At 63.8% G+C, this 19,744-nt stretch carries 14 protein-coding genes and 5 pseudogenes; 8 read left to right on the forward strand and 11 right to left on the reverse strand.

The window, feature by feature from the left end; translation table 11 throughout:
* Positions 1-274 precede the first annotated feature (274 nt).
* Positions 275-619 (reverse strand): annotated as a pseudogene (locus NG701_RS21445) (HIRAN domain-containing protein); the annotation flags it as partial.
* A 24-nt stretch (positions 620-643) separates the two neighbouring features.
* Positions 644-793: a hypothetical protein gene (locus tag NG701_RS16095; RefSeq protein ID WP_252568796.1), complete on the reverse strand. Its 150-nt coding sequence runs from the start codon at positions 791-793 to the stop codon at positions 644-646.
* A 769-nt stretch (positions 794-1,562) separates the two neighbouring features.
* Here NG701_RS16095 and NG701_RS16100 point away from each other — a divergent pair.
* Positions 1,563-2,402, forward strand: coding sequence for a hypothetical protein (locus NG701_RS16100; protein ID WP_252568797.1), 840 nt, complete (start codon positions 1,563-1,565; stop codon positions 2,400-2,402).
* Positions 2,403-2,565: 163 nt separating this feature from the next.
* On the opposite strand, the gene NG701_RS16105 is transcribed toward NG701_RS16100, so the two are convergent.
* Positions 2,566-3,288: a hypothetical protein gene (locus tag NG701_RS16105; RefSeq protein ID WP_252568798.1), complete on the reverse strand. Its 723-nt coding sequence runs from the start codon at positions 3,286-3,288 to the stop codon at positions 2,566-2,568.
* 458 nt (positions 3,289-3,746) lie between these two features.
* On the opposite strand from NG701_RS16105, the gene NG701_RS16110 reads away from it, so the two are divergent.
* Positions 3,747-6,569, forward strand: a complete 2,823-nt coding sequence (locus tag NG701_RS16110; protein ID WP_256475883.1) for a DUF4365 domain-containing protein — start codon at positions 3,747-3,749, stop codon at positions 6,567-6,569.
* 162 nt (positions 6,570-6,731) lie between these two features.
* On the opposite strand, the gene NG701_RS16115 is transcribed toward NG701_RS16110, so the two are convergent.
* The 3 genes and pseudogenes from NG701_RS16115 to istB form a co-directional block, all read right to left on the reverse strand.
* A complete protein-coding gene (locus NG701_RS16115) occupies positions 6,732-8,102 on the reverse strand; it encodes an HIRAN domain-containing protein (RefSeq protein WP_252568800.1) in 1,371 nt (456 codons plus the stop codon).
* Positions 8,103-8,195: 93 nt separating this feature from the next.
* Positions 8,196-8,504 (reverse strand): annotated as a pseudogene (locus NG701_RS21450) (DUF4236 domain-containing protein); the annotation flags it as partial.
* Positions 8,505-8,583: 79 nt separating this feature from the next.
* A pseudogene (gene istB, locus NG701_RS16120) lies at positions 8,584-9,079 on the reverse strand (IS21-like element helper ATPase IstB); the annotation flags it as partial.
* On the opposite strand from istB, the pseudogene NG701_RS16125 reads away from it, so the two are divergent.
* Both NG701_RS16125 and NG701_RS16130 read left to right on the forward strand, forming a co-directional pair.
* Positions 9,075-9,161 (forward strand): annotated as a pseudogene (locus NG701_RS16125) (heavy-metal-associated domain-containing protein); the annotation flags it as partial. The pseudogenes istB and NG701_RS16125 overlap by 5 nt on opposite strands.
* Before the next feature lie 2 nt (positions 9,162-9,163).
* Positions 9,164-9,376 (forward strand): annotated as a pseudogene (locus NG701_RS16130) (heavy-metal-associated domain-containing protein); the annotation flags it as partial.
* Here the strand turns inward: NG701_RS16130 and NG701_RS16135 are convergent.
* From NG701_RS16135 to NG701_RS16155, 5 genes are all read right to left on the reverse strand, one after another.
* Positions 9,376-9,633 (reverse strand): SHOCT domain-containing protein, encoded by a 258-nt coding sequence (locus tag NG701_RS16135; RefSeq protein WP_193342674.1) that lies wholly within the window; start codon positions 9,631-9,633, stop codon positions 9,376-9,378. The pseudogene NG701_RS16130 and the gene NG701_RS16135 sit on opposite strands and share 1 nt — an antisense overlap.
* A gap of 191 nt (positions 9,634-9,824) precedes the next feature.
* On the reverse strand, positions 9,825-10,235 hold the full coding sequence (locus tag NG701_RS16140; protein WP_193342673.1) for a DUF302 domain-containing protein: 411 nt from the start codon (positions 10,233-10,235) through the stop codon (positions 9,825-9,827).
* A 55-nt stretch (positions 10,236-10,290) separates the two neighbouring features.
* A complete protein-coding gene (locus tag NG701_RS16145; RefSeq protein ID WP_252568801.1) occupies positions 10,291-11,787 on the reverse strand; it encodes a multicopper oxidase family protein in 1,497 nt (498 codons plus the stop codon).
* Positions 11,787-12,059 carry an SHOCT domain-containing protein gene (locus tag NG701_RS16150; RefSeq protein ID WP_252568802.1) on the reverse strand — a complete coding sequence of 91 codons (273 nt, stop codon included), beginning with the start codon at positions 12,057-12,059 and terminating at the stop codon, positions 11,787-11,789. The genes NG701_RS16145 and NG701_RS16150 overlap by 1 nt, the downstream gene beginning before the upstream one ends.
* A 190-nt stretch (positions 12,060-12,249) precedes the next feature.
* On the reverse strand, positions 12,250-12,507 hold the full coding sequence (locus NG701_RS16155) for a metal-sensitive transcriptional regulator (protein WP_252568803.1): 258 nt from the start codon (positions 12,505-12,507) through the stop codon (positions 12,250-12,252).
* 328 nt (positions 12,508-12,835) lie between these two features.
* On the opposite strand from NG701_RS16155, the gene NG701_RS16160 reads away from it, so the two are divergent.
* The 4 genes from NG701_RS16160 to NG701_RS16175 all read left to right on the forward strand — a co-directional run bounded on the left by NG701_RS16160 (position 12,836) and on the right by NG701_RS16175 (position 19,715).
* Positions 12,836-13,357, forward strand: coding sequence for a universal stress protein (locus NG701_RS16160; RefSeq protein ID WP_252568804.1), 522 nt, complete (start codon positions 12,836-12,838; stop codon positions 13,355-13,357).
* On the forward strand, positions 13,344-14,288 hold the full coding sequence (locus NG701_RS16165) for a universal stress protein (protein WP_252568805.1): 945 nt from the start codon (positions 13,344-13,346) through the stop codon (positions 14,286-14,288). Before NG701_RS16160 ends, NG701_RS16165 begins: the two co-directional genes overlap by 14 nt.
* Positions 14,289-14,313: 25 nt before the next feature.
* Positions 14,314-17,031, forward strand: a complete 2,718-nt coding sequence (locus NG701_RS16170; protein WP_252568806.1) for an HAD-IC family P-type ATPase — start codon at positions 14,314-14,316, stop codon at positions 17,029-17,031.
* Between the two features lie 341 nt (positions 17,032-17,372).
* Complete coding sequence (locus tag NG701_RS16175; protein ID WP_256475884.1) at positions 17,373-19,715, forward strand: heavy metal translocating P-type ATPase; 2,343 nt, start codon at positions 17,373-17,375, stop codon at positions 19,713-19,715.
* Positions 19,716-19,744: the final 29 nt, after the last annotated feature.

Below are 19,744 nucleotides of genomic sequence, written 5' to 3' on the forward strand. Positions count from 1 at the left end.
TTACCCACATGTGGTGGCCGGCTTCAGGTCTCCTTATTGAAAACGTTATGACACAAGCCCACGCCCACTAGACCCGCGTGCACAGTCCTTCCCGTTAGCCGTCATAGACGTGCCGCGCAGATTCGTTAGTCTTTTGTCCCATCACGGCAGGCAAACGCGAGAAAGTAAGTTCCGAGGACACAGCTCCGTGGGCTCGGAAGAGTCTAGAGTCAATCCCGACTTGCCGAAACTCGAAAGCATCACCCGGGGACTGGACCTAAAGCCGAGTAAGGTCTCAGGCGACGGTTTGCCATTCGGCACCGGTATAAGGCTGCCTACCCGGGCCGACAAACCCCTCGAGTCGAACAAGCAATCGAGAATGATAGCCTGCTTCGACCCCGTTGGCCCGTTCCACCGACAGTTTGTAGCCCCGAGAGTCCGCCAGAACATCTTGCATGAACTCATCTAAAGGGTCAGGGACAAATCCCAATGTGAGACCGTCCTGATCGGCAACTTGGATCGCCAAAGCATTAACCGCGTTGGCACTGTCCGGGCGTAGCACGAGGGGATCGCGCGGTTTAAGCTGAGCTATACGCATTTGAGCCTCGGCGCTGCGGTGTCGAACGCCGTGAACGAGGAAGAGTTGCGTGCCCCTGGCGGCGCCCTACTTCGGTGTAGCTTTCTTCTTCGACGCCTCGTTCTTCTTCTTCAGCGCTTCGAGCCTTCGTTTGAGTGCGGCCTTCTCTTTGAGGTGTTTGGCGGCTGCCTCGAGTTCTCTCGGGGTCCTGTTCGTCGCGCCGGGCGTTCGTGGCATGGTTTGTGTCCTTCTGAAGTCAGAAAATGATATCTATATGATAGATCCGGCCATACCCGCCCGTCGTAAAGGATCAGGCCGCGCTGCTTCAGCTCGACCTCGGCAAAGAGTGTGTGCTCGAGGGCGGCCCGCAGCGCCACCAACGCGTCAGCCACGAGCAGAGGCACCTTGCGCGGGATCGGAGCCACCCTTTCCACAATGGTTTGGCTGACCCGGTCCACGGGCACCTCCGCCAGCTGGAATACACCATTCGGTTGGGTCTGGTAGTCGAAAAGCAGATCTGCGACTTGTCCGATTATCTCGTCGGCGCGCGAGAGTGTCGCGGCGACCCCGAGATGGCGCTCAGGAAGCCAGGAATACGTGTGACCGGTCATGAAGACACTCTAGGAGTGAACCCGGACGGACTACGCAACACGCCGCAGGGATGCCCGAGGCCCAAGATTCACCTTATGTCACGAGCCGGACGCGGCGGCTTTTGCGGGACGAGTTTGGTCGTGCCTGGTTGGGACCACCCGGGCCGCTCTACGCGCTCTGGGTGCCGATCCGATATGGGCCAGGACAGCCTTCGTCGCTACCCGCCTCAGCCCCAAGGTCCCCATGACCGAACTCATCAAAATCAGTCGTCCCTGGGTAGTGTTCGTCCGCCGCTTGAACCGGATGCTGAAGGAACGCCCCCAGTACTGGACAGGCGAGGGTCCTCGGTAGCTGACCACAGGTTGGTAGAGTCGGCCACGGCGGATCAGAACCGCCCGAGACAGTAGGGGGCATTGTGGGGTTCGGAAGCTGGCTGCGACAAGCACTGCAAGGGGGCTCGGCCACGGCACCGGCCCTTGATTCCTCCAAGGATGAACAACGCTTCCAGCCAGCACTCAAAATCGAAGTCTCCTTACAGTTCAACGCGTGTCTGGAGGTTGCCGGCACCACCACCTTCGCCAAGGAGGCCGTCGCTGCTTTCGCGGAACGCAGGGGCCTGGGTGGGCGGGGCTACTTTGAGGGCAAGGCACTGCTGCAGCGTGAGCCGGAGAACCCTGTCGATCCGTGGGCGGTGGCCGTCGTGGTGGACGGGGAGAAGATTGGCTCTCTTCCGTCGTATGTCGCGAAGGACCTTCCGTTGCCGGCGGGCGCCAGTCAACAGGTCAGCTACCAGCTCCATGTCCTGCGGGAGCAGAAGCTTCTGGCCAAGGCCTTCGTGTGGCTTGGCCCCGGCGAGCCCGAGTGGGCCCACACCCGAGAGAACCCGCCGGCGCTTACGTCCCGTGAACGGATCAACAGCTCCCACGCTGAGACTTCGGCGATGGTCCGGGAGGCGTTGCAGGGTGGCGGCGAACGGGCACAGCAGTTCCAGCGGGGCATGGTCGACGGCGTCCACTACCTCGAGCTCATTGAACCGATCAAGCAGATCAAACGCGAAGGCCGGCTGGAAGAGGCGCTCGTCCTTTGCTACAAAGCCATCGAAGGTGCCGAACGGGGACGCCGGACGGGGCATGCCCGCCCCGGCTTATACGGAGCACGCGGCCATCATCCACCGCAAGCTGTCCCAGAAGGACGAAGAGATTGCGGTGCTGAAGAGGTGGCTGGCCAGATGTCCGAAGCAGCGTCGGGACGTTAGTGAGATTGGGGAGCGTCTCGCCAAGCTGGAAGCGAGGTCCAACCGGTCCTGATGGGGAACACGGCTGAGCCATGGACGAGGCGGCCTGGCCCGGAACCGTATTGCACCTTCGCGCTTTCACGACACCGCTCGCGACTCCACCCAACCCCGCGAGTGGCAGGCCTCAGGGTTTGTTTGGGACCCGGGGCCGCTCCTTCAGTGTCTGGCCTACCTTCTCGACAGAGGCAAACCATGACAGCATGTCCTGATCTATCGCGCCGATAACGGTTCGCATATTGGCGAGTTGGGCTTCGATTCGACTGTTGATGAGGGGTTCAAGATGCGCGACGCGGTTGCGCAGTCGGTACACGCCCTCGACAGCATGCTCCAGCTCATGCACCGGTCGCTTCAAATTCGGAAAGGCCGAACTCAGAGCCTGCTCCCACAGCAATTGCTTCCCGGCATCCTTGCGACCTGGCAGCATAAACCTCCAGGTGCCAAGCGACATGGCCGCAAGAAGATCCTCGTGCAGCGGCTCCCGCCGGTGCTTGGGTCGCAAACGGGTTGATTTCCCCGCCCGTGATCTGGCATCGGGAATGTCTCTGCCGACGATGCGCTCTATCAACACCGACGGATCCAGAAGCCAGTCCCCTGAGTGGAGCTGCCCTGTCATCGGGTTTGTCTGGGTGGCGTTCCAAAGACACAACTGTTCATCAAGTGCATTACGAAGCACGACCTCAAAAATATGGAGTGCTTCGTATGCCGCGCCCGAGAGCTGGATGTTCCACCGGTACAGGTGAACGGCATCCTGGAGTGTTCCAGCGGCCTCAAGATACGGTGCCAGCCGCGCCTTGCTCAATCGCCGTAGCAGCACGGACTCGATGCTTTTTGGTTCAGACTTGGCCACGGTAGTAAACTGTAGAGGAAGACAGGGGCAGGTTCCCTGTTATGGATTACTGAGGGTCCCACAGCCAGGAGCTGTGGGGCCCTCAGCCATTTGTTCGCAGATAATTCGACTACTGGGAATTCCCGTCAGCGACAGACGAAGCGAGAGCATTTACACTTGCCGCTCACGACAGCTCCTCAGGCGGCATTAGCGCAACAGAATTGGCGTTTGGCGAATTCATCCCGCCGGAGCTGGCCACGACACTGTGGGCGGTTTCACCGCTGAACCAGCCATCGCACCCGCGAGAACGCGGCGATAGGAAAGCTGCACAGATACGCAGTAGGCGACCGACCGCTGGACGGGCCGCAAGCCTCCCCCAAAGACACGCCCCGCTCCAAACGGGCGACCGGGCGAGTACGCAACTCCCCGCCGTACCCTAGGATGAACAGATCCTTGTCCGGGCAGGCGGCTTCAAGGTAATGCGAGGGGCGCCCGGCGTCCGAAGGGGCAGGGCATTGCGGCAGCCAGACAGGGTTCAGCGTGGAGACATCGGCGAGACGGCGGTCGAGTTGTTTTTCAAACAACTTGGATGGGGACCTCTCTCCACGAGCACACAGGACCTCGGCACTGATCTGCTCATCCAGCTCCGCACCGAAGCTCTCGTCGACCTCGGGATGCTGCTCGGCGCCCAGGTCAAGACCGGCTCCAGCTGGTTCGACGAGCCAGGGACCGTCGATGGTCGCGGAGGCTGGTGGTACCGCGAAAACAGCATGAGCCACGCTGACTACTGGTCGAATCATCACGTTCCCCACATCCTTATCCTCCAGAGCGAAGATTGCGCCACAATCCGGGTCTGGGCTGTGCTCGACCAGAAGACCATCACGCCCACAGGCCGGGGTTTCAAGGTATTCGTCCCCGCTGATCAACGACTTGAACGCTCGCACTTCGGGGCGTGGATTGAACTCGCCGAAAAGGCCCGGGAGTCATTGGTACTCGAAGGCAGCCGCTGGTCCTTTTCGGTGGCAGAATTGCCGGAAGCTGAATGGGCTCGGCACGCACTCATAGTGCCACGGCTCGTGGCCCCTCATCCCAACAGGGGATTCGCCACCCCCATCAACTGGGCCGAAGCCATTGCGACGTGCACAGAGGCTCGAACTGACCACTGGGAGCACTTTGCAGCCCAGTTCGAAGAGGTACCCAATGTAACGGAAGCGGCCTCTTCCGGGGACCCGCACTGGCGGTTCGCCGCCGCGGTTCATCAGTGGGTGACCCAAGGAACCGCGGAGGGACTGCGCCGCCTTGACCTGAACGGGGCGAACCGGAGTCTTCGTGCTGCCCGGGCGGTATGTCTTGCCGCGGCTGAGATCGACGGCCACGGTTTCGAAGCGGCCCTGCAGATCCTCGAGGCGGAAGCCGACGAGAACGATGTCTCGATTGAACAGGCCTGGATGAACGTTCACCGTGCCCGGGTACTGGCAGAAACGGGGCAGATCCAGTCCGCTCGCGAGATCCTGAACCGGACAAACCTCCTGATGGCCGGTTTGGCAACCAATGTGACCGTGTCTGCCGTCAGGTCTGCGGCGCTCTGGTCCATGTTCGAGCTGACCGACCGCTGGGATGCCGACCTGTCCAAGGTGGTACCTGCCATGGACACTGCCGCCGGTTGGTGGCGGAACCAGAGCGTCGCCAAGGGGCTCGAAGATGCTGCGGAACGAAACTTCGAGGCGTGGGCGAGAGACCAGTCGGTCCGGTTCAGTGACTCGCACATCGCCCACAACGAGTTGTTCTCTGCGGCGCTCACGGCGCGGCTCGCGGGAGACCATGGTAGTTGGCGATCCTCCCTCGGCCTCCTCGCCAAGGTCGACCTATCCACGCACCGCGGCGGCGGCCCACCTATCCGGGATAGCCTGGATGCGCTCCGGAACGCAGGCGGCGACAGCCAGCTGCGCCTCGCCCTCTCGAAAATACGCGACGATGGTCCTCTGGCTGAGCTCGCAGCCTTCATGTCGACCATCCGGCCCCCGACCATCACCCGGGCGACCTGGCGCGCTGATCTCTCCGCACTCAACGTCGCCGGAGGTTACTGCACGCCAGAGCGCGCAAGGGAGCTGATCAATTTCCTCCTCCTCGGCCTCGACACTCCAGCTGTTTCGGAAGAACGGTTCGCCGACATCGAGCCGGGCCACAGGATCCTCGACGCTATCTGGGGCCTGCGGGACCACCTTGACGAGAGCCATGCTCGGCGCATCGCTGGCTTCACACTTTCTCTTGGCCCGCAATCGAGCCAGCTCCTCCAACGGCCTCTGGAGGCGCTGCTAGACGAAATCGACCCGCAAGTCATCGCCGAAAACGAGGCCGCCCTGACCTCCAAAGCGAACGACGAGAATCTCCCTGATTGGCTCCGGCACATTTTCGCCACCCATGCTCCCACGGCACGGGACGTGCTTGGGCAGTCCCTGATCAAAGGCGAACTGGGGGCGCTCTCGGCCATCGGAAGGATCGAGAGGCTCACTGCTGACGAGGCCGCCGCGCTCGTTCGCACCTGTGCCTCGGCGTTCGAAGGATTCAAACGCTCCCACAACGGCTTTGCACGTCACGTGGTCGATCTCGCGCGGCTGTGTACGAGCATCGCAATCTACGGCCCGGAGACCGACGCGTGGGATGTTCTCCTCGAATTCCTGTGCGACAGTGACGCGTACTCGGCGCCCAAACGGGCAGCATGCAAGATTATCGCCGAGAATTCGGAAACACTCCCCAAGGAGTATCGGGACCGCCTCGAACACGCACTGTGGACGCTGATCGAGGACGCACGGCCAGACCCGTCGGTCATGTTCTACACCGAAATCGGGGGCGCGTTCCAAGAACTCTTGCTCGCTCTTCTGCCGCCCTACCACCCCGGCCGAAAAGCCCTCGAAGGAGCCCTCCTGGCCGGCGGCCAGAAGGCGAGAAGCGACGCGGCGGACCACTACTCCAGGCACCCGGGTTCTGAGCCGATCCTTCTCGCCCTCGCCCGCGACGCCAACCATGAAGTGGCCGGACGCGCAGTGTTCGGCCTAGCAAAGCTGGCTGCACGAAGTGAAGAAGTAGACGACGCCTATATCAATGCCCTGACGGTTTTCGCGAACGCCGACGGGGAAAGCGGCGCGCACCGCGTCCTCTGCGGCTTGGAAATGGGTGAACTTCGAGACGAATTCGTCGGTCTCGTCGCTGACCTCAGGGAACACCCGAGCGCACCTGTCCGCCTCCGCGCGAACGACCTCCTCGAATCCGCTGGCTCCCCGCATGGCCGCGCAGAGGACTGACTCCGTCCGTTCGGCCAGTGAACAGTGAAAACTTCCATCAACTATGGTTGTTCTGGGCTCGCTGATCGCGTGCCTGCCAACGCGCGAAGGTGACAAGCACCTCGGCGTTTCGACACGGACCCTGTCCAGGAGATCCTGGTCCGCAAATTCCTCTCTTGTCTACTATTTGACGTAGGCAGGTGGGACATCATATCGCGCGGTCGGTGGAAGGAGCTTCGGGGCCGAGTGGGGCCCTTTGACAAGCCAATCGTTGCTGATCTCGGTGGCTTTGGCTGCGTGAAGGACGAGCTGCGCGGCGAGGGCGGAGCCGGTGATTTTTGCGTAGGCCAGAGCTGTTTCGCCGACGGCCTCCGTATGTTCGAGAATTGGAAGCAGGTGCGCGGAGGTCACATTGCTTAGTTCCCCGACCCGTTCGCGGTTGAGACGGACTTCGACAAACGGGCGCTGGGTGCCGTTTTTCAATGTGTAGTTCTCTTTGTGAAGACTGACGAGCAGGAGACCGACACCATCAGCTGGGACGTGCCGGGACAGAATGTCGAAATGGTTCTCTTCCTTCAAGACCTGAATGGCTGATCCCCAGGGTAGGAGCGTGTTCACGCCCGTGGGGGCTTCGTTAACCGGAGCTATCAATTCCGGTTCCGGTAGTGCAACGGTGACGCGGGCGCGAAGCCGATCCCCCTCGTCGTAGGCCCAGACTCGAGCCGTGGTAGCCGCTACGAAGCCGCTGGCAATAATTCTCCTGACTGGTTCTGTGTAACGGATCGCGTCTTCACGACTGAGGTAGCCGAGCACATGGCCATTCCAACGCACACTGATGGCGTTTGAGTCATAGGGGTTGTCCGGCTCCGCCACCAGTTCCACCTGAAGACCTTCAACTTCAGCATCGCCTCTTCGAGCGGTCGGGGGAACACTGGCGCGCACAGCGGCCTTGATCCCCTCGCCATACGCGTGCTCGCCCACAACTTCCACATTCGGCCATTCCGAGCGGCCAAGCGAAACACGATAAGACCCCTTGGTCGAGGGAGCGGTCTGATCCACCCGCGCGAGCGGTTCCGCCACCTCTAAAGAGACCTGATGAGGTGCGAAATTACCCGGAGCTTCAACGCCGGCACCAGGGGTAGGGACATGCTCGCTAGAGCTGCCCGACCACGTCGCGTCCTCCCACGCCTGCCTGCGGCTGCGGCGCTTCCGCATCAGGAACATCAGACCGATAATTCCCGCAGCCAGCAGAAACCCTGCCGGCGAGGAAAGAGTCACGATCAGCAGCAGCAATCCGAGCAAGGTCCACTGGGCAACTACGCCGGCCTTCTCCACCCCACCCACGCCGCGGCCGCCAGCGCTCAGCTTCGCCGGGTCCTCACCAACGTGCTTCAAGACGTTAGCTGCCTGTCCCAACGTCAGATGCGACAGGCTGGGTCGAACGCCCGTTACGCGCGCGACAGCAGCACGCACGTAGTTACGCTGGAACTTCGATGCTGCAGCCGTGCCGTCGGGCGCCAAAAACTGTCGCCAAGTTTCGTCGCTGATGACCATCCGACCGACTTGGCCGCCAGCGGGGCTGGATCGCCGAGCAGCAGGCTTTCCTTGGAAGCGGCGGCTCGAGCTGCTGGTTACATACGAGACGCCAGTTCCCGGGATCCTGACCGTATTTGTTGTCCGGCCTGAAGCAGACTTCGTCACTCGAAACGGGCCAGCTCCCACGCTCGCACTCACCCCGCGCTTCGATGCCGTGATCCGCACAGGCCCAAAACTCTTCGACTTGCGGTAACGAAACCCCAACCCGCACCCCCAAACAAGTACGCAAAAACCCAGTATTCCTCGTGCGACAGATTCTATGCCGGGATGAAGAGATTCGTAAATGGGACCACTGCCAGCCAAACCAGAGCGTGAAATGCAGTAACAACGAAAAGCCACCGCCAGTTTCCCCAGGAACACCGCATAAGACGACTGTTTAACGCCAACCAAAAATAGGGCCAATAGTGCCAATTGAAAACGGGGCCACGGGGTTGTGGTTCTATTGTGCCGTACCGGCGGCGGGCTGGTGCTTCTTAAGCCGGTAGCTGTTGCCTTTGAGGCTGATGACCTCGGTGTGGTGGACGATCCGGTCGATCATGGCCGAGGCGATGGTCAGGTCTCCGAAGACGTCGCCCCAGCGGGCGAACGGGAGGTTGGACGTCAGGATCATGGAGGCGTGTTCGTAGCGGCTGGAGACGAGCTGGAAGAACAGGTTCGCCGCGTCCTGATCGGACGGGATGTATCCTCCTCCGTCGATTATGAGGAGCCCGTAGCGGCGGAGTTTGACCAGTTCCTGGGCGAGTTTCCCGCGGGAGTGGGCTTCCTGGAGGCGGGCGACCCAGCCGGTGGCGGAGTCGAAGAGGACCCTGTGTCCGGCCTTGGCTGCCTTGATGCCGATGCCGACCGCGAGGTGGGCTTTGCCGGTTCCGGGTGGCCCGAGGAGAACCACGTTTTTGGCTTCGGAGAGGAACCCCGGTGCCCAGGTGCGCGATCACCTCGGCGGGCGAGCTCGACCCGGAGAAAATCGGCGAAGCCGTCGCAGAAGCCGGCTACCTCGTAGTAGCCAGCGAGGCCTGAGTATGGACTCCGACACCGTGACCAATACGCGCATCATTGAACTGGACATCCAAGGGATGACCCGCGCTTCGTGTGTTGCGCGGGTGGAACGGAAACTGGGAAAACTCGACGGAGTCCAGGCGAGCGTCAACCTGCCCCTTGAATCCGCCCAGGTCACGGTGCCGGATGCCATCACCGACCAGCAGATCCTCGACACCATCACCGCGACCGGATATCACTCCTGGCGTCTGAGCGCCGTGCGCCGTGCAGTGAACTCCTGCTCGTCGATTTCCCCCCGGGCGAAGCGCTCATTGAGAATACGCTCGGCGTCGTGGTGCGGCGGCCGCAGAGCGGCCGGTCCCTCACCCGGATGGGTCCGCCGGACCAGGAGCACAACGACAGTGACCACCCCGCCCCAGAAAATCAGCATCAACACGGCCATGGCCACCCACGCGCCGACACCCCAGCCATTCCCGTACCAGCCATCCATCATGATCAGACCTCCTCCAAGGACACTATGTTCGCATCGCTTCCCGGAACAGGGCCCAACGGCCCTGCGGGTATACATAGTCGCATCATGGGCCGGGGGCGGCCAGCCACGCTCCGATGCGCACGGGGACGCAAAAGGCAGGCAGGCGCCCGTTTCGCTTCCCATGAGCCTCCGGTCCGGAGGCCGGGCGGGTCTCAGGCGGTTTGGAGCTCTTTCAGGGCTGCGAGGAGCCTGTGATCGGCGTCCGAGGCGACTTCGGAGACGGCCGGGGCGTCGCTGAGCTGGACCATGGTCTGCGGGTCGATGGTCTGGATGACGGTGGTGCCGTTGTCCGGTCCGCGTCTGATGACGACGTTGCAGGGCAGCAGCAGTCCCATGTCCGGGTCCGCGGCGAGAGCTTTCTGCGCCAGGGCAGGATTGCAGACGCCCAGGATGAGGTAGTCGCCCAGGACCTGTCCGGCGTCGGACCCGAGCTTCGTCTCGAAGGTGGCGCGGACATCGATTTCGGACAGCACGCCGAAGCCCTGCCCCGAGAGGGCTTCACGGGTCCGGGTTACGGCTTCTCCGTAGGGTAGGGCGACGGTGATGGTGTGTGCGTAGCTCATAGTGGTGCTCCTTCATCGGTTTTCTCAGGCGTGCAAAAGCTGCGAAGACGCAGTGCTACAGGGCTTCGATCAGGCCCATCATGCCGCTGTCCTCGTGGTCGAGGATGTGGCAGTGGTAGACAGTTTTGCCGGTGAAGTCATCGAAGGCGATCCGGACCCGGACACTGCTGCGGGCCGGGACGTTCACCACATCCTGCCACACGGGACTGTCCACGGGCCGTCCGCCCTGTTCGATGATCTGCATCGGCCACACGTGCAGGTGCAGGGGGTGGTCCATCGGGCTCGTGTTCCTCAGGGTCCACTCCTCGACGGCACCGGCGGGGACCGTGGTGTCGACCCGGGCCGGGTCGAACGGCCTTCCGTTGATGGTGAAACTCATCATCCCCGACCCCATGCCACCGCCCGTGCCCGAGCCGCCGCTGTTCATACCCATGCCCATGGCGAAGACCAGTTCCCGGTGCGCGGTGACCGCAACAGCCCGCAGGTCCCGCGGCGCCGGCTGCGCCGGGACCGGTCCCGGCGCCCCGGCCGGTGCGCCGGCAACGGCCAGGGTGGCCAGGAACGTCCCGTCCGGGCCGGGCGGGGACTGTCCGCCTCCGTTGCTGCCGCCCATCATGGATCCCATACTGCCCCTGTCCACGGGCAGGGTGCGCAGCACGGCGGTCCCGGCGGCGGCGGCGGTGACCAGAAGGTCCGCCCGGTTGCCCGGGGCCAGCAGCACCTCGTCAACGTCCCGGGGTTTCTGGTAGCGGCCCGAATCCAGGCCCAGCAGCCGCAGGTCCTGGCCGTCCAGGCGCAGTTTCAGGTACCGGGATGTGCAGGCATTGATGACCCTCCACCGCTCACGCTCGCCCGGCCGGGCGGTCAGAGCCGGGTTCAGCTGCCCGTTAACCAGCACCAGGGCACCTTCCCTGCCCATCATTTTCTCCATCGCCGACACCGTGGCGATGGAACCGCCACCGGTGAGGGAGATGTCCGAGATGACCAGGACCCGTTCCCGGCTGACCGGCACGGGCTGGGGGTCTTGGACGATGATCGCCCCGTACAGGCCGCCGAAGATCTGGTCGGCCACACTTCCGTGGCGATGCGGGTGGTACCAGTACACGCCCGGCGGGTGGTCCGCCGGCAGCCGGTACTCATACTCAAAGGACGTTCCCGGTTCAACCGAGACCAGCGCATTGTCGCTGTTGCCCTGCGGGGAGACGTGCAGCCCGTGGACGTGCAGGTTGGTCGGATCCCCCAGCCTGTTCTCCAGCGTCACATTCACCCGGTCCCCGGGCCGCAGGAATAGGGTGGGGCCGGGCAGGGACCCGTTATAGGACAGCGCAGTGGCATCCCTGCCCGCGATCCGAACCTGGCCCAGGGCCGCTGTTAGTTTCACCTGAAGCCGGCCGTCGGCACTGTGCAGGGCCTGCGGCTCACTCAGGTCCTGCCCACCGGCTGCCTGGAAGCCCGTACCCTGGCCCCACAACAGGCCCGCCGCACCCGTCGCGGCGGCTGCAGCGCCCGCACCTCCCAGCATCAGGGCACTGCGACGGCTGAGAGGCTGCATCAGGTGTCGTCCCCGAGGACTTCGAGCCGTTCACGGTATTCTTCTGTGCTCAATTCTCCCCTGGCGTACCGTTCGTCCAGGATTCGTCGGGCGGCACTGGCGCCCGTAGCGGGCCCGTCCGTGCCAGGGCCCTCCCCGCGGCCGGTTCCGCCACGGTTCATACCGCCGTAGAAAAACCGTGCGGCGAGGATTACCAGCAGGACGATACCGACAATCAGGAGCGCCCAGAACAGCCACGTCGAGCCCATCATCGAACCATATCCGCCCATCATTTTCCTTCTCCGTTCCTGCGGCATCGGCCGCAGTCCCGCCGGCCCCCTCGGGAGTCGTGGCAGTTCGTGGCCGGGACCGGTGCAACGATTGCCAGCAATGACCCCGCCGTAGAGGACCCTAAGGTGCCGGTCGCAACCGGCACGGGCCACAACGCCCCCTCCGCGGGTTTGGTTTTCGGTTGGTTGCGGCTCAGGCGAGGGACAGGAAGAGTTTTTCCAGGTCTTTCTTATTCATGCTCGCATCTTCCCTGGTGATGCACTGCTCCAAGCCGGTGGCGATGATGGCGAATCCTGCCCGGTCCAAAGCCTTCGAGACCGCTGCGAGCTGGGTGACGATGTCTTTGCAGTCACGGCCCTCTTCGAGCATGCGGGTGACGGCTGCAAGCTGGCCCTGGGCCCGCTTGAGCCGGTTAACGACGGGGGTGAGTTCTGTCGAATCAAGTTCCATGGCGGGCTCCAAATGTGGTGGCTGCTTTGCCAATCATATACCCCGGAGGGTATAACGGCCAGCGGTGGACCGGCGCACCCGGTAAGGAACGGGGGCGCCGGGGCGGCGTCTAGATGTGCTGCCCCGACAGGTTGGTTAAGCGCCTGGAGGTGGACGGGCGGGCCTCGCTGCGATCCATCTCACCTGGCCGGCGGCGGGAATGCACCCGGCAGCGGCGCCGGGTGCACGGGAGTGCAGCTACGATGAAGCCGTGCGCTGTACATCCAGGAACCGATAGATCTCCGAGAGATTCAAAGGGCGGAACACCGTGCATCAAGAACGACAGACCATGAACCAAACGGAAAAAAGACCCAGAATAGTCGTCGGAGTCGACGGAAGTCCCCCATCGATCCTGGCCTTACGCTGGGCCGGTGCACTCGCACCCCTACTGCAGGCGGACATCAGAGTTGTGACCGCCTGGGAATTCGAGATTCCCCATGGCCGGCTTACCCCCGCTGTCGCGGACCCGGATCACGTCGCCCGGGGTGTCTGTTCCGAAGCCGTCAGCAAAGCCTTCGGCTCCGCCCCACCCTCGGCCCTGGAGCTGGTCATACGGCAGGGCCCTGCCACCAAGGTCCTGGTCGACGAAAGCCGGCAGGCCCAGCTGCTCATCCTCGGAAGCCGCGGCCTCGGCGCGCTCAAAGGCTTACTCATCGGCGCCGTCAGCGCCGCGGTTGCAGAACATGCCAAATGCTCAGTGCTGATCGCACATGGCACCGAACTGCCACCTGCACTCGCGGCGACGCCCGGGACAAATTGGGATCATATCCCCAAGACACCAGGTAAAGGGCGGAACCATGCAGGAGTCTAAAAACATCGTCGTTGGCTACGACGCGTCAGTGGAATCCGGCCAGGCGGTCCGCTGGGCCGCGAAACAAGCCGTCCTCCGCAGTTGCGGGCTGCATCTGGTGCACTGCTCCCTGTGGCCGCTGCTGACCCACGACCTGGGTCCGGTCCCCGGCGTGGCAGACAGCGGACTCGAACGTTCCGGCGAGATTGCCCTTGACGAGGGCCTGGCCCTGGCGAAGGACGAAGCCCCCGCCCTGGATATTAAGACCAGCCTTCTGTATGGGTGGGCTCCGGAACATCTCCTGAAACTCTCTGCCGGTGAAGCGATGCTCGTCGTCGGAAGCCGGGGTATCGGCGGTTTTATGGGCCTGCTGGTCGGGTCCGTGAGTTTGGAAATGGCGGCGACGGCCAGTTGCCCGGTTGCCGTGATCCGTGCCGATGACCACCCCGAGGGGCCAGTCGTCGTCGCGGTGGACAGTTCCGGCTCGCCAGCGGCACTCAAGGATGCGTGCGCTCTGGCCGCCCTGACGGGCGCGAAACTGACCATCGTCCACGTCCAACACGCACCCGCTGGTTTCAAGTTGCTTCGGGACCCGGCAGAGGATAGTCACCCCAGCACCCAGGCACTTCTCGACTCAGTCCTGCACAGTGCCCGCGAGACCACACCCGGAATCAGCATCGAGGGACAGTTGCTGACCGACACCTCCATCCCCAGAGCCATCCTGGAAGCCGCACGCGGCGCCAGCATCACCGTCGTCGGGACCAAAGGCCACGGACTCATCAGAGGCACCATCGGCTCTACAGCCCATGCCGTCCTGCACCACGCCAAAGGCCCCGTCCTCATTTCCCGACGCCGTGCCACCCCGGAAGACGGAGAGGAAAACCGCAACCCGTCCCTGTTCAAAAGGCCGATGGTGGACGGACGGTCTAAGGTCCCAGATGTCAGGGCGTGATGCCCATTCAGGAGTCAGTGCTTCGATGATCGCTGCTTCCCCGACCGGTGGGCTCGTACGCGTGCACGACCCTTTCGCCCGGCCGGCCGCCGAGGTGCTCGCGGAGCTGGGCTCAAACCATCATGGCCTCAGCGCCGGTGCCGCAGAACAGCGCCTGGCCGATTATGGCCCGAATCGGCTGGCTGCGGCGGCCGCGAGGAACCCGGCGCTGCGGTTTCTGAACCACTTCAACGACGTGCTCATATATGTGCTGCTGGCCGCTGCCGTGATCAAACTGATCTTCCGAGATTGGATCGATGCCGCGGTCATCATTGCTGTTGCCGTGATCAACGCTGTGATTGGGTTTTTGCAAGAGGGCCGGGCGGAGAAGGCCCTGGACGCTATTCGCAAGATGCTCTCCTTGCACGCCCAGGTCCGCCGTGACGGGGTATGGGTTGATCTGAACGCGGAAGCGCTTGTTCCCGGGGACATTGTGCGGGTCAAGTCCGGTGACAAGGTGCCCGCCGATATTCGACTCATTGAGGCAACCAACCTGCGCGTGGAAGAATCCGCCCTTACCGGTGAGTCAGTTCCAGCCGATAAGAAGACCGGTCCGGTGCCGGCGGACGCTGGCATTGGCGACCGGCACAGCATGCTCTTCTCGGGTACCATCGTTGCTACCGGCCGCGGCACAGGAGTTGTTACGGCCACTGCCGCAGACACTGAGATCGGGCGCATCCAGACCTTGATCACAGGGGTGCAGAGCCTCGACACACCGCTCACCCGGCAGCTTGACTCCTTCGGGAAGAAGCTGTCGCTACTCATAGTCGGCGTCGCCGCGATCATGCTCGCGATCGGTCGTCTCCTGCACGATCAAGACGGAAATGATCTGCTGTCGGCGGCCATTGGGTTCGCGGTCGCGGCCATCCCCGAGGGACTTCCGGCCCTCGTCACCATCACCCTCGCTCTCGGTGTGCATCAGATGGCCAACAGGCGGGCCATCGTCCGCAACCTGACCGCGGTCGAGACGCTCGGTTCGGTCACCACCGTCTGCTCCGACAAGACCGGCACGCTCACCCGCAACGAAATGACAGTACGTATCGCCGTCACCCGACAGGCGCGATACCCGGTCTCTGGCGTCGGTTACGAGCCGGTCGGCGCGATCATCCTCAAGGGCGAAACCGCCACACTTGGCGCCCACCCCGATCTGAACGAACTCGTCACGGCCATGGCGGTGTGCAATGACGCCCGCGTCATGGAGGAGGGCGGCCAATGGCGGGTCGTCGGTGAACCGACCGAGGGCGCACTGCGCACCCTCGCCGTGAAGGCCGGATTTGATTCCGCCGCACACGAGCGAGTCGCCGTCGTGCCGTTCGAGTCCGACAGCAAGTTCATGGCCACGCTGAACCGAACCCGCGAGGGGCAACTGGGCATTTTCCTTAAAGGCGCTCCGGACGTGTTGCTCGGTCGGAGCAGCCACCAGCTCGGCGCCGACGGGCAGCGGGAGCCGCTCGATGCAGATTTTTGGGATACGTGTGTCGATGATCTCAGCGCGCAAGGCCTGCGCGTGCTGGCCGCCGCCAGCGCCGTCGCCGCCGACGGTATGGCCGACCTGAACGTCGGGGACGTCGACGACGGCATGCTGTTCCTTGGAGTGGTCGGCATCGTTGATCCTCCTCGGCCGGAGGCGATCGAGGCGATCGCCTCCATGCACGCCGCCGGCATCCGCGTGAAAATGATCACCGGCGACCACGCGGGCACAGCTCGGGCAATCAGCCGCGAGATGGGAATCACCGATGGCGCGCACTCACGGGTGATAACCGGTGCCGAGCTGGAGGCCATGAGTCAGGACCAACTCATCCGGGTTGTGCGCGACGTGGACGTCTATGCGCGTACCAGCCCCGAACACAAACTCCGTATCGTCAAGGCACTGCAAACGCACAAAGAGGTCGTTGCGATGACCGGTGACGGTGTTAACGACGCACCCGCCCTCACCCGTGCTGACGTCGGCGTGGCCATGGGAATCAAGGGCACAGAGGCGACTAAGGAGGCGGCCGATATCGTCCTCGCTGACGATAACTTCGCCACCATCGAACGTGCCGTCGAAGAGGGGCGGCGCATCCGCGACAACCTGCAGAAGTCGATTATCTTTCTCTTGCCCACGACGGCGGCCCAGTCGATGGTCATCCTTGTCGCCGTGTTATTCGGATTCACTTTGCCGCTACAACCGACGCAGATCCTGTGGATCAACCTGATCACCGCGATCACCCTCTCGCTCGCCCTCGCCTATGAGCCGGCCGAGCCCGGATTGATGCTGCGCCAGCCGCTCAAAACCGGCGGATCTCTCCTGGACCGGGCTTATCTGGGACGAATTGTCTGGGTAGCGGTGCTCATCAGTGGCGCCACCACGGCAGTGTTCTTTCTCGAGCTCGCTGCCGGTGCTTCCTTGGCAATGGCGCAAACGACCGCGGTGACCATGCTCGCTCTCAGTCAACTCGCCTACTTATTCAACTCACGCTTCGTACATGCCTCCAGCCTGAACCTGGCAGTCCTGCGCGGAAACCCGGCGATCTGGATCTGCGCCGGTGCGCTCCTGACATTACAGCTCGCGTTTGTCTACGCTCCGTTCATGAACCTCTGGTTCCACTCAGCCCCGCTCGGTTTGCGTCAGTGGGGTTACACGCTCGGCCTATCGATCGCGATATTCCTGCTCATTGAGACAGGTAAGGCAATCGAACGGGTGAATGAGCGACGGCAACTGTGACCAAATCCGAAACGCTTCGGCACTACCGCTCTCGAGCTACTCCGGTACAGATACGACCGAAGCAAAGTCTCACTCATCCTGATCGGCATGCCGACCGCGGACGGAGACCTGCGGCGAGTTATTCGTTTGAAACGGTGCCAGCGGGTTAGCCAGGGGTCGCGCCCCCTGGGACGGCAGACAGGGCAGGACTGGCCGGGCAGGATGGTGGAGGTGACCCGATAATCCCACACCATTGGCCTGTCGGCCCGGATCCACCAGCGAGATATTCGACGTTCTACGAGCCGGGCCCCAATCCCGGAACCCCGGGGCTGCAATTACGGCCACCACACAGAGGATTAATCATGACCGAGCATGCACACCACCCCCAGGAGACCGGGACGGCCGAGCAGGTCAAGGATCCCGTCTGCGGGATGACCATCGACCCCCACGCCACCGGACACCACACCGAACACCAGGGCGATACGTACTACTTCTGTTCGGCCGGATGCCAGGGCAGGTTCGTGGCAGATCCGGGCCGGTACCTCCACGGCACCGGCCCGTCCGGGAGCGTGGCCCCGGCGAACCACGGGGAGCTCGATTACACCTGCCCGATGCACCCTGAAATTCGGCAGGCGGGGCCCGGCTCCTGCCCCATCTGCGGGATGGCTCTGGAACCCGTGGTCCTCACAGCCGGCAGCGGACCCAACCCCGAACTCGGCTATATGAGCCGGCACTTCCGGGTCGGCCTGGCCCTCACAATTCCGGTCTTCATCCTCGAAATGGGCGTGCACCTCTTCCCCGCGCTGCACGAAGTGGTACCGCCGCGGCTCTCCGCCTGGATCCAGTTCTTCCTGGCCACACCCGTCGTGCTGTGGGCCGGCTGGCCCTTCTTCGTCCGGGGCTGGGCCTCGCTCCGGACCATGCAACTGAACATGTTCACGCTGATCGCGATCGGCACCGGCGTCGCCTGGCTCTACAGCGTGATAGCCGTCTTCGTGCCCTCAGCCTTTCCCGAGGCGTTCCGGGGCATGGACGGCAGCGTCGATGTCTACTTCGAGGCCGCCGCGGTCATCGTGGTCCTGGTCCTGCTGGGCCAGGTACTCGAGCTGCGGGCCCGGGAGCAGACCTCCGGCGCCATCAAGGCCCTGCTGGACCTGACACCCAAGACCGCGCGGCGGATCGGAAGCGACGGCGTCGAGCTGGAAGTGCCGCTGGGCCTGCTGCAGGTCGGTGACCGGGTCCGGGTCCGGCCCGGGGAGAAGGTCCCGGTCGACGGCGAGGTCGTGGAGGGGCGCTCCACGCTCGATGAATCCCTTATCACCGGCGAATCGATGCCCGTGACCAAACAAGCCGGGGACCACGTGGTCGGCGGCACGCTGAACCAGACCGGAGCGCTGGTCATCAGCGCCCGGAAACTGGGCAGCGACTCCATGCTGGCCCGTATCGTCGCCATGGTCGCCGCCGCCCAGCGGTCACGGGCCCCGATCCAAGGCCTGGTCGACAAGGTCTCCGCCTGGTTCGTTCCCATCGTCATCGCCATCGCCGTGGCCGCCTTCATCATCTGGGCCCTGGTTGGACCCGAACCCCGGATGGCGCACGGACTGATCGTGGCCGTTTCCGTGCTGATCATTGCCTGCCCGTGCGCCCTGGGCCTGGCCACGCCGATGTCCATCATGGTCGGCGTCGGGCGCGGTGCTGGACTCGGCGTGCTCATCAAGAACGCCGAGGCCCTCGAACGCATGGAAAAGGTCGACACGCTCGTGGTCGACAAGACCGGGACCCTGACCGAGGGACGGCCCTCCGTCACCGCGATCGTCACGGCCCCCGGCTTCGAGGAACAGGACGTGCTGCGCCTGGCCGCCGCGGTCGAGCAAGCCTCCGAGCACCCCCTCGGCCTGGCCATCATCGCAGCCGCCCAGGGCGCCGGCATCACCATTCCATCCGTGGAGGACTTCGACTCGCCGCTGGGCAAGGGCGTCACCGGAACGGTTGAGGGACGGCGCGTGATGCTGGGCAGCGCACAATTCCTGGCCTCCGGGGGCGTGCAGACCGATGCCCTCGCGGCGCGCGCCGACGAGCTGCGGGCCGACGGCGCGACCGCCATCTTCGCCGGCATCGACGGGCTGCTCGTAGCCGTTTTCGCCATCGCGGACCCGGTCAAGGAAAGCACGCCCGCCGCACTGTCCGCCCTGCGGAAGGAAGGCATCCGCGTCCTCATGCTCACCGGGGACAACCGCACCACCGCGGAGGCGGTCGCCCGGCGGCTGGGCATCACGGAAATCGAGGCGGAGGTTCTGCCCGATCACAAGAGCGCCGTGGTGGAGCGCCTGCGTGCCGAAGGCCGGATCGTGGCAATGGCCGGGGACGGCGTCAACGACGCGCCCGCACTGGCCGCGGCCGACGTCGGTATCGCCATGGGGTCCGGAACCGATGTGGCGATCGAAAGCGCCGGCATCACCCTGCTCAGGGGGGACCTGACCGGAATCGTGCGGGCCAGGAAACTCTCCGAAGCCACCATGGCCAACATCCGCCAAAACCTCGTCTTCGCGTTCATCTACAACGCTGCCGGGATCCCGCTCGCCGCAGGCATCCTCTACCCCGCCTTCGGCCTGCTGCTTTCCCCGATCGTCGCCGCCGCCGCGATGGCGCTGTCCTCCGTCAGCGTCATCACCAACGCGCTGCGCCTGCGCGCCATGAAGATCTGACCCGCACCGGCCGCGGGGCTCCCTGCCCC

The organism is Pseudarthrobacter cellobiosi, assembly GCF_023913815.1.
In the GTDB taxonomy this organism is placed as follows: domain Bacteria; phylum Actinomycetota; class Actinomycetes; order Actinomycetales; family Micrococcaceae; genus Arthrobacter; species Arthrobacter cellobiosi.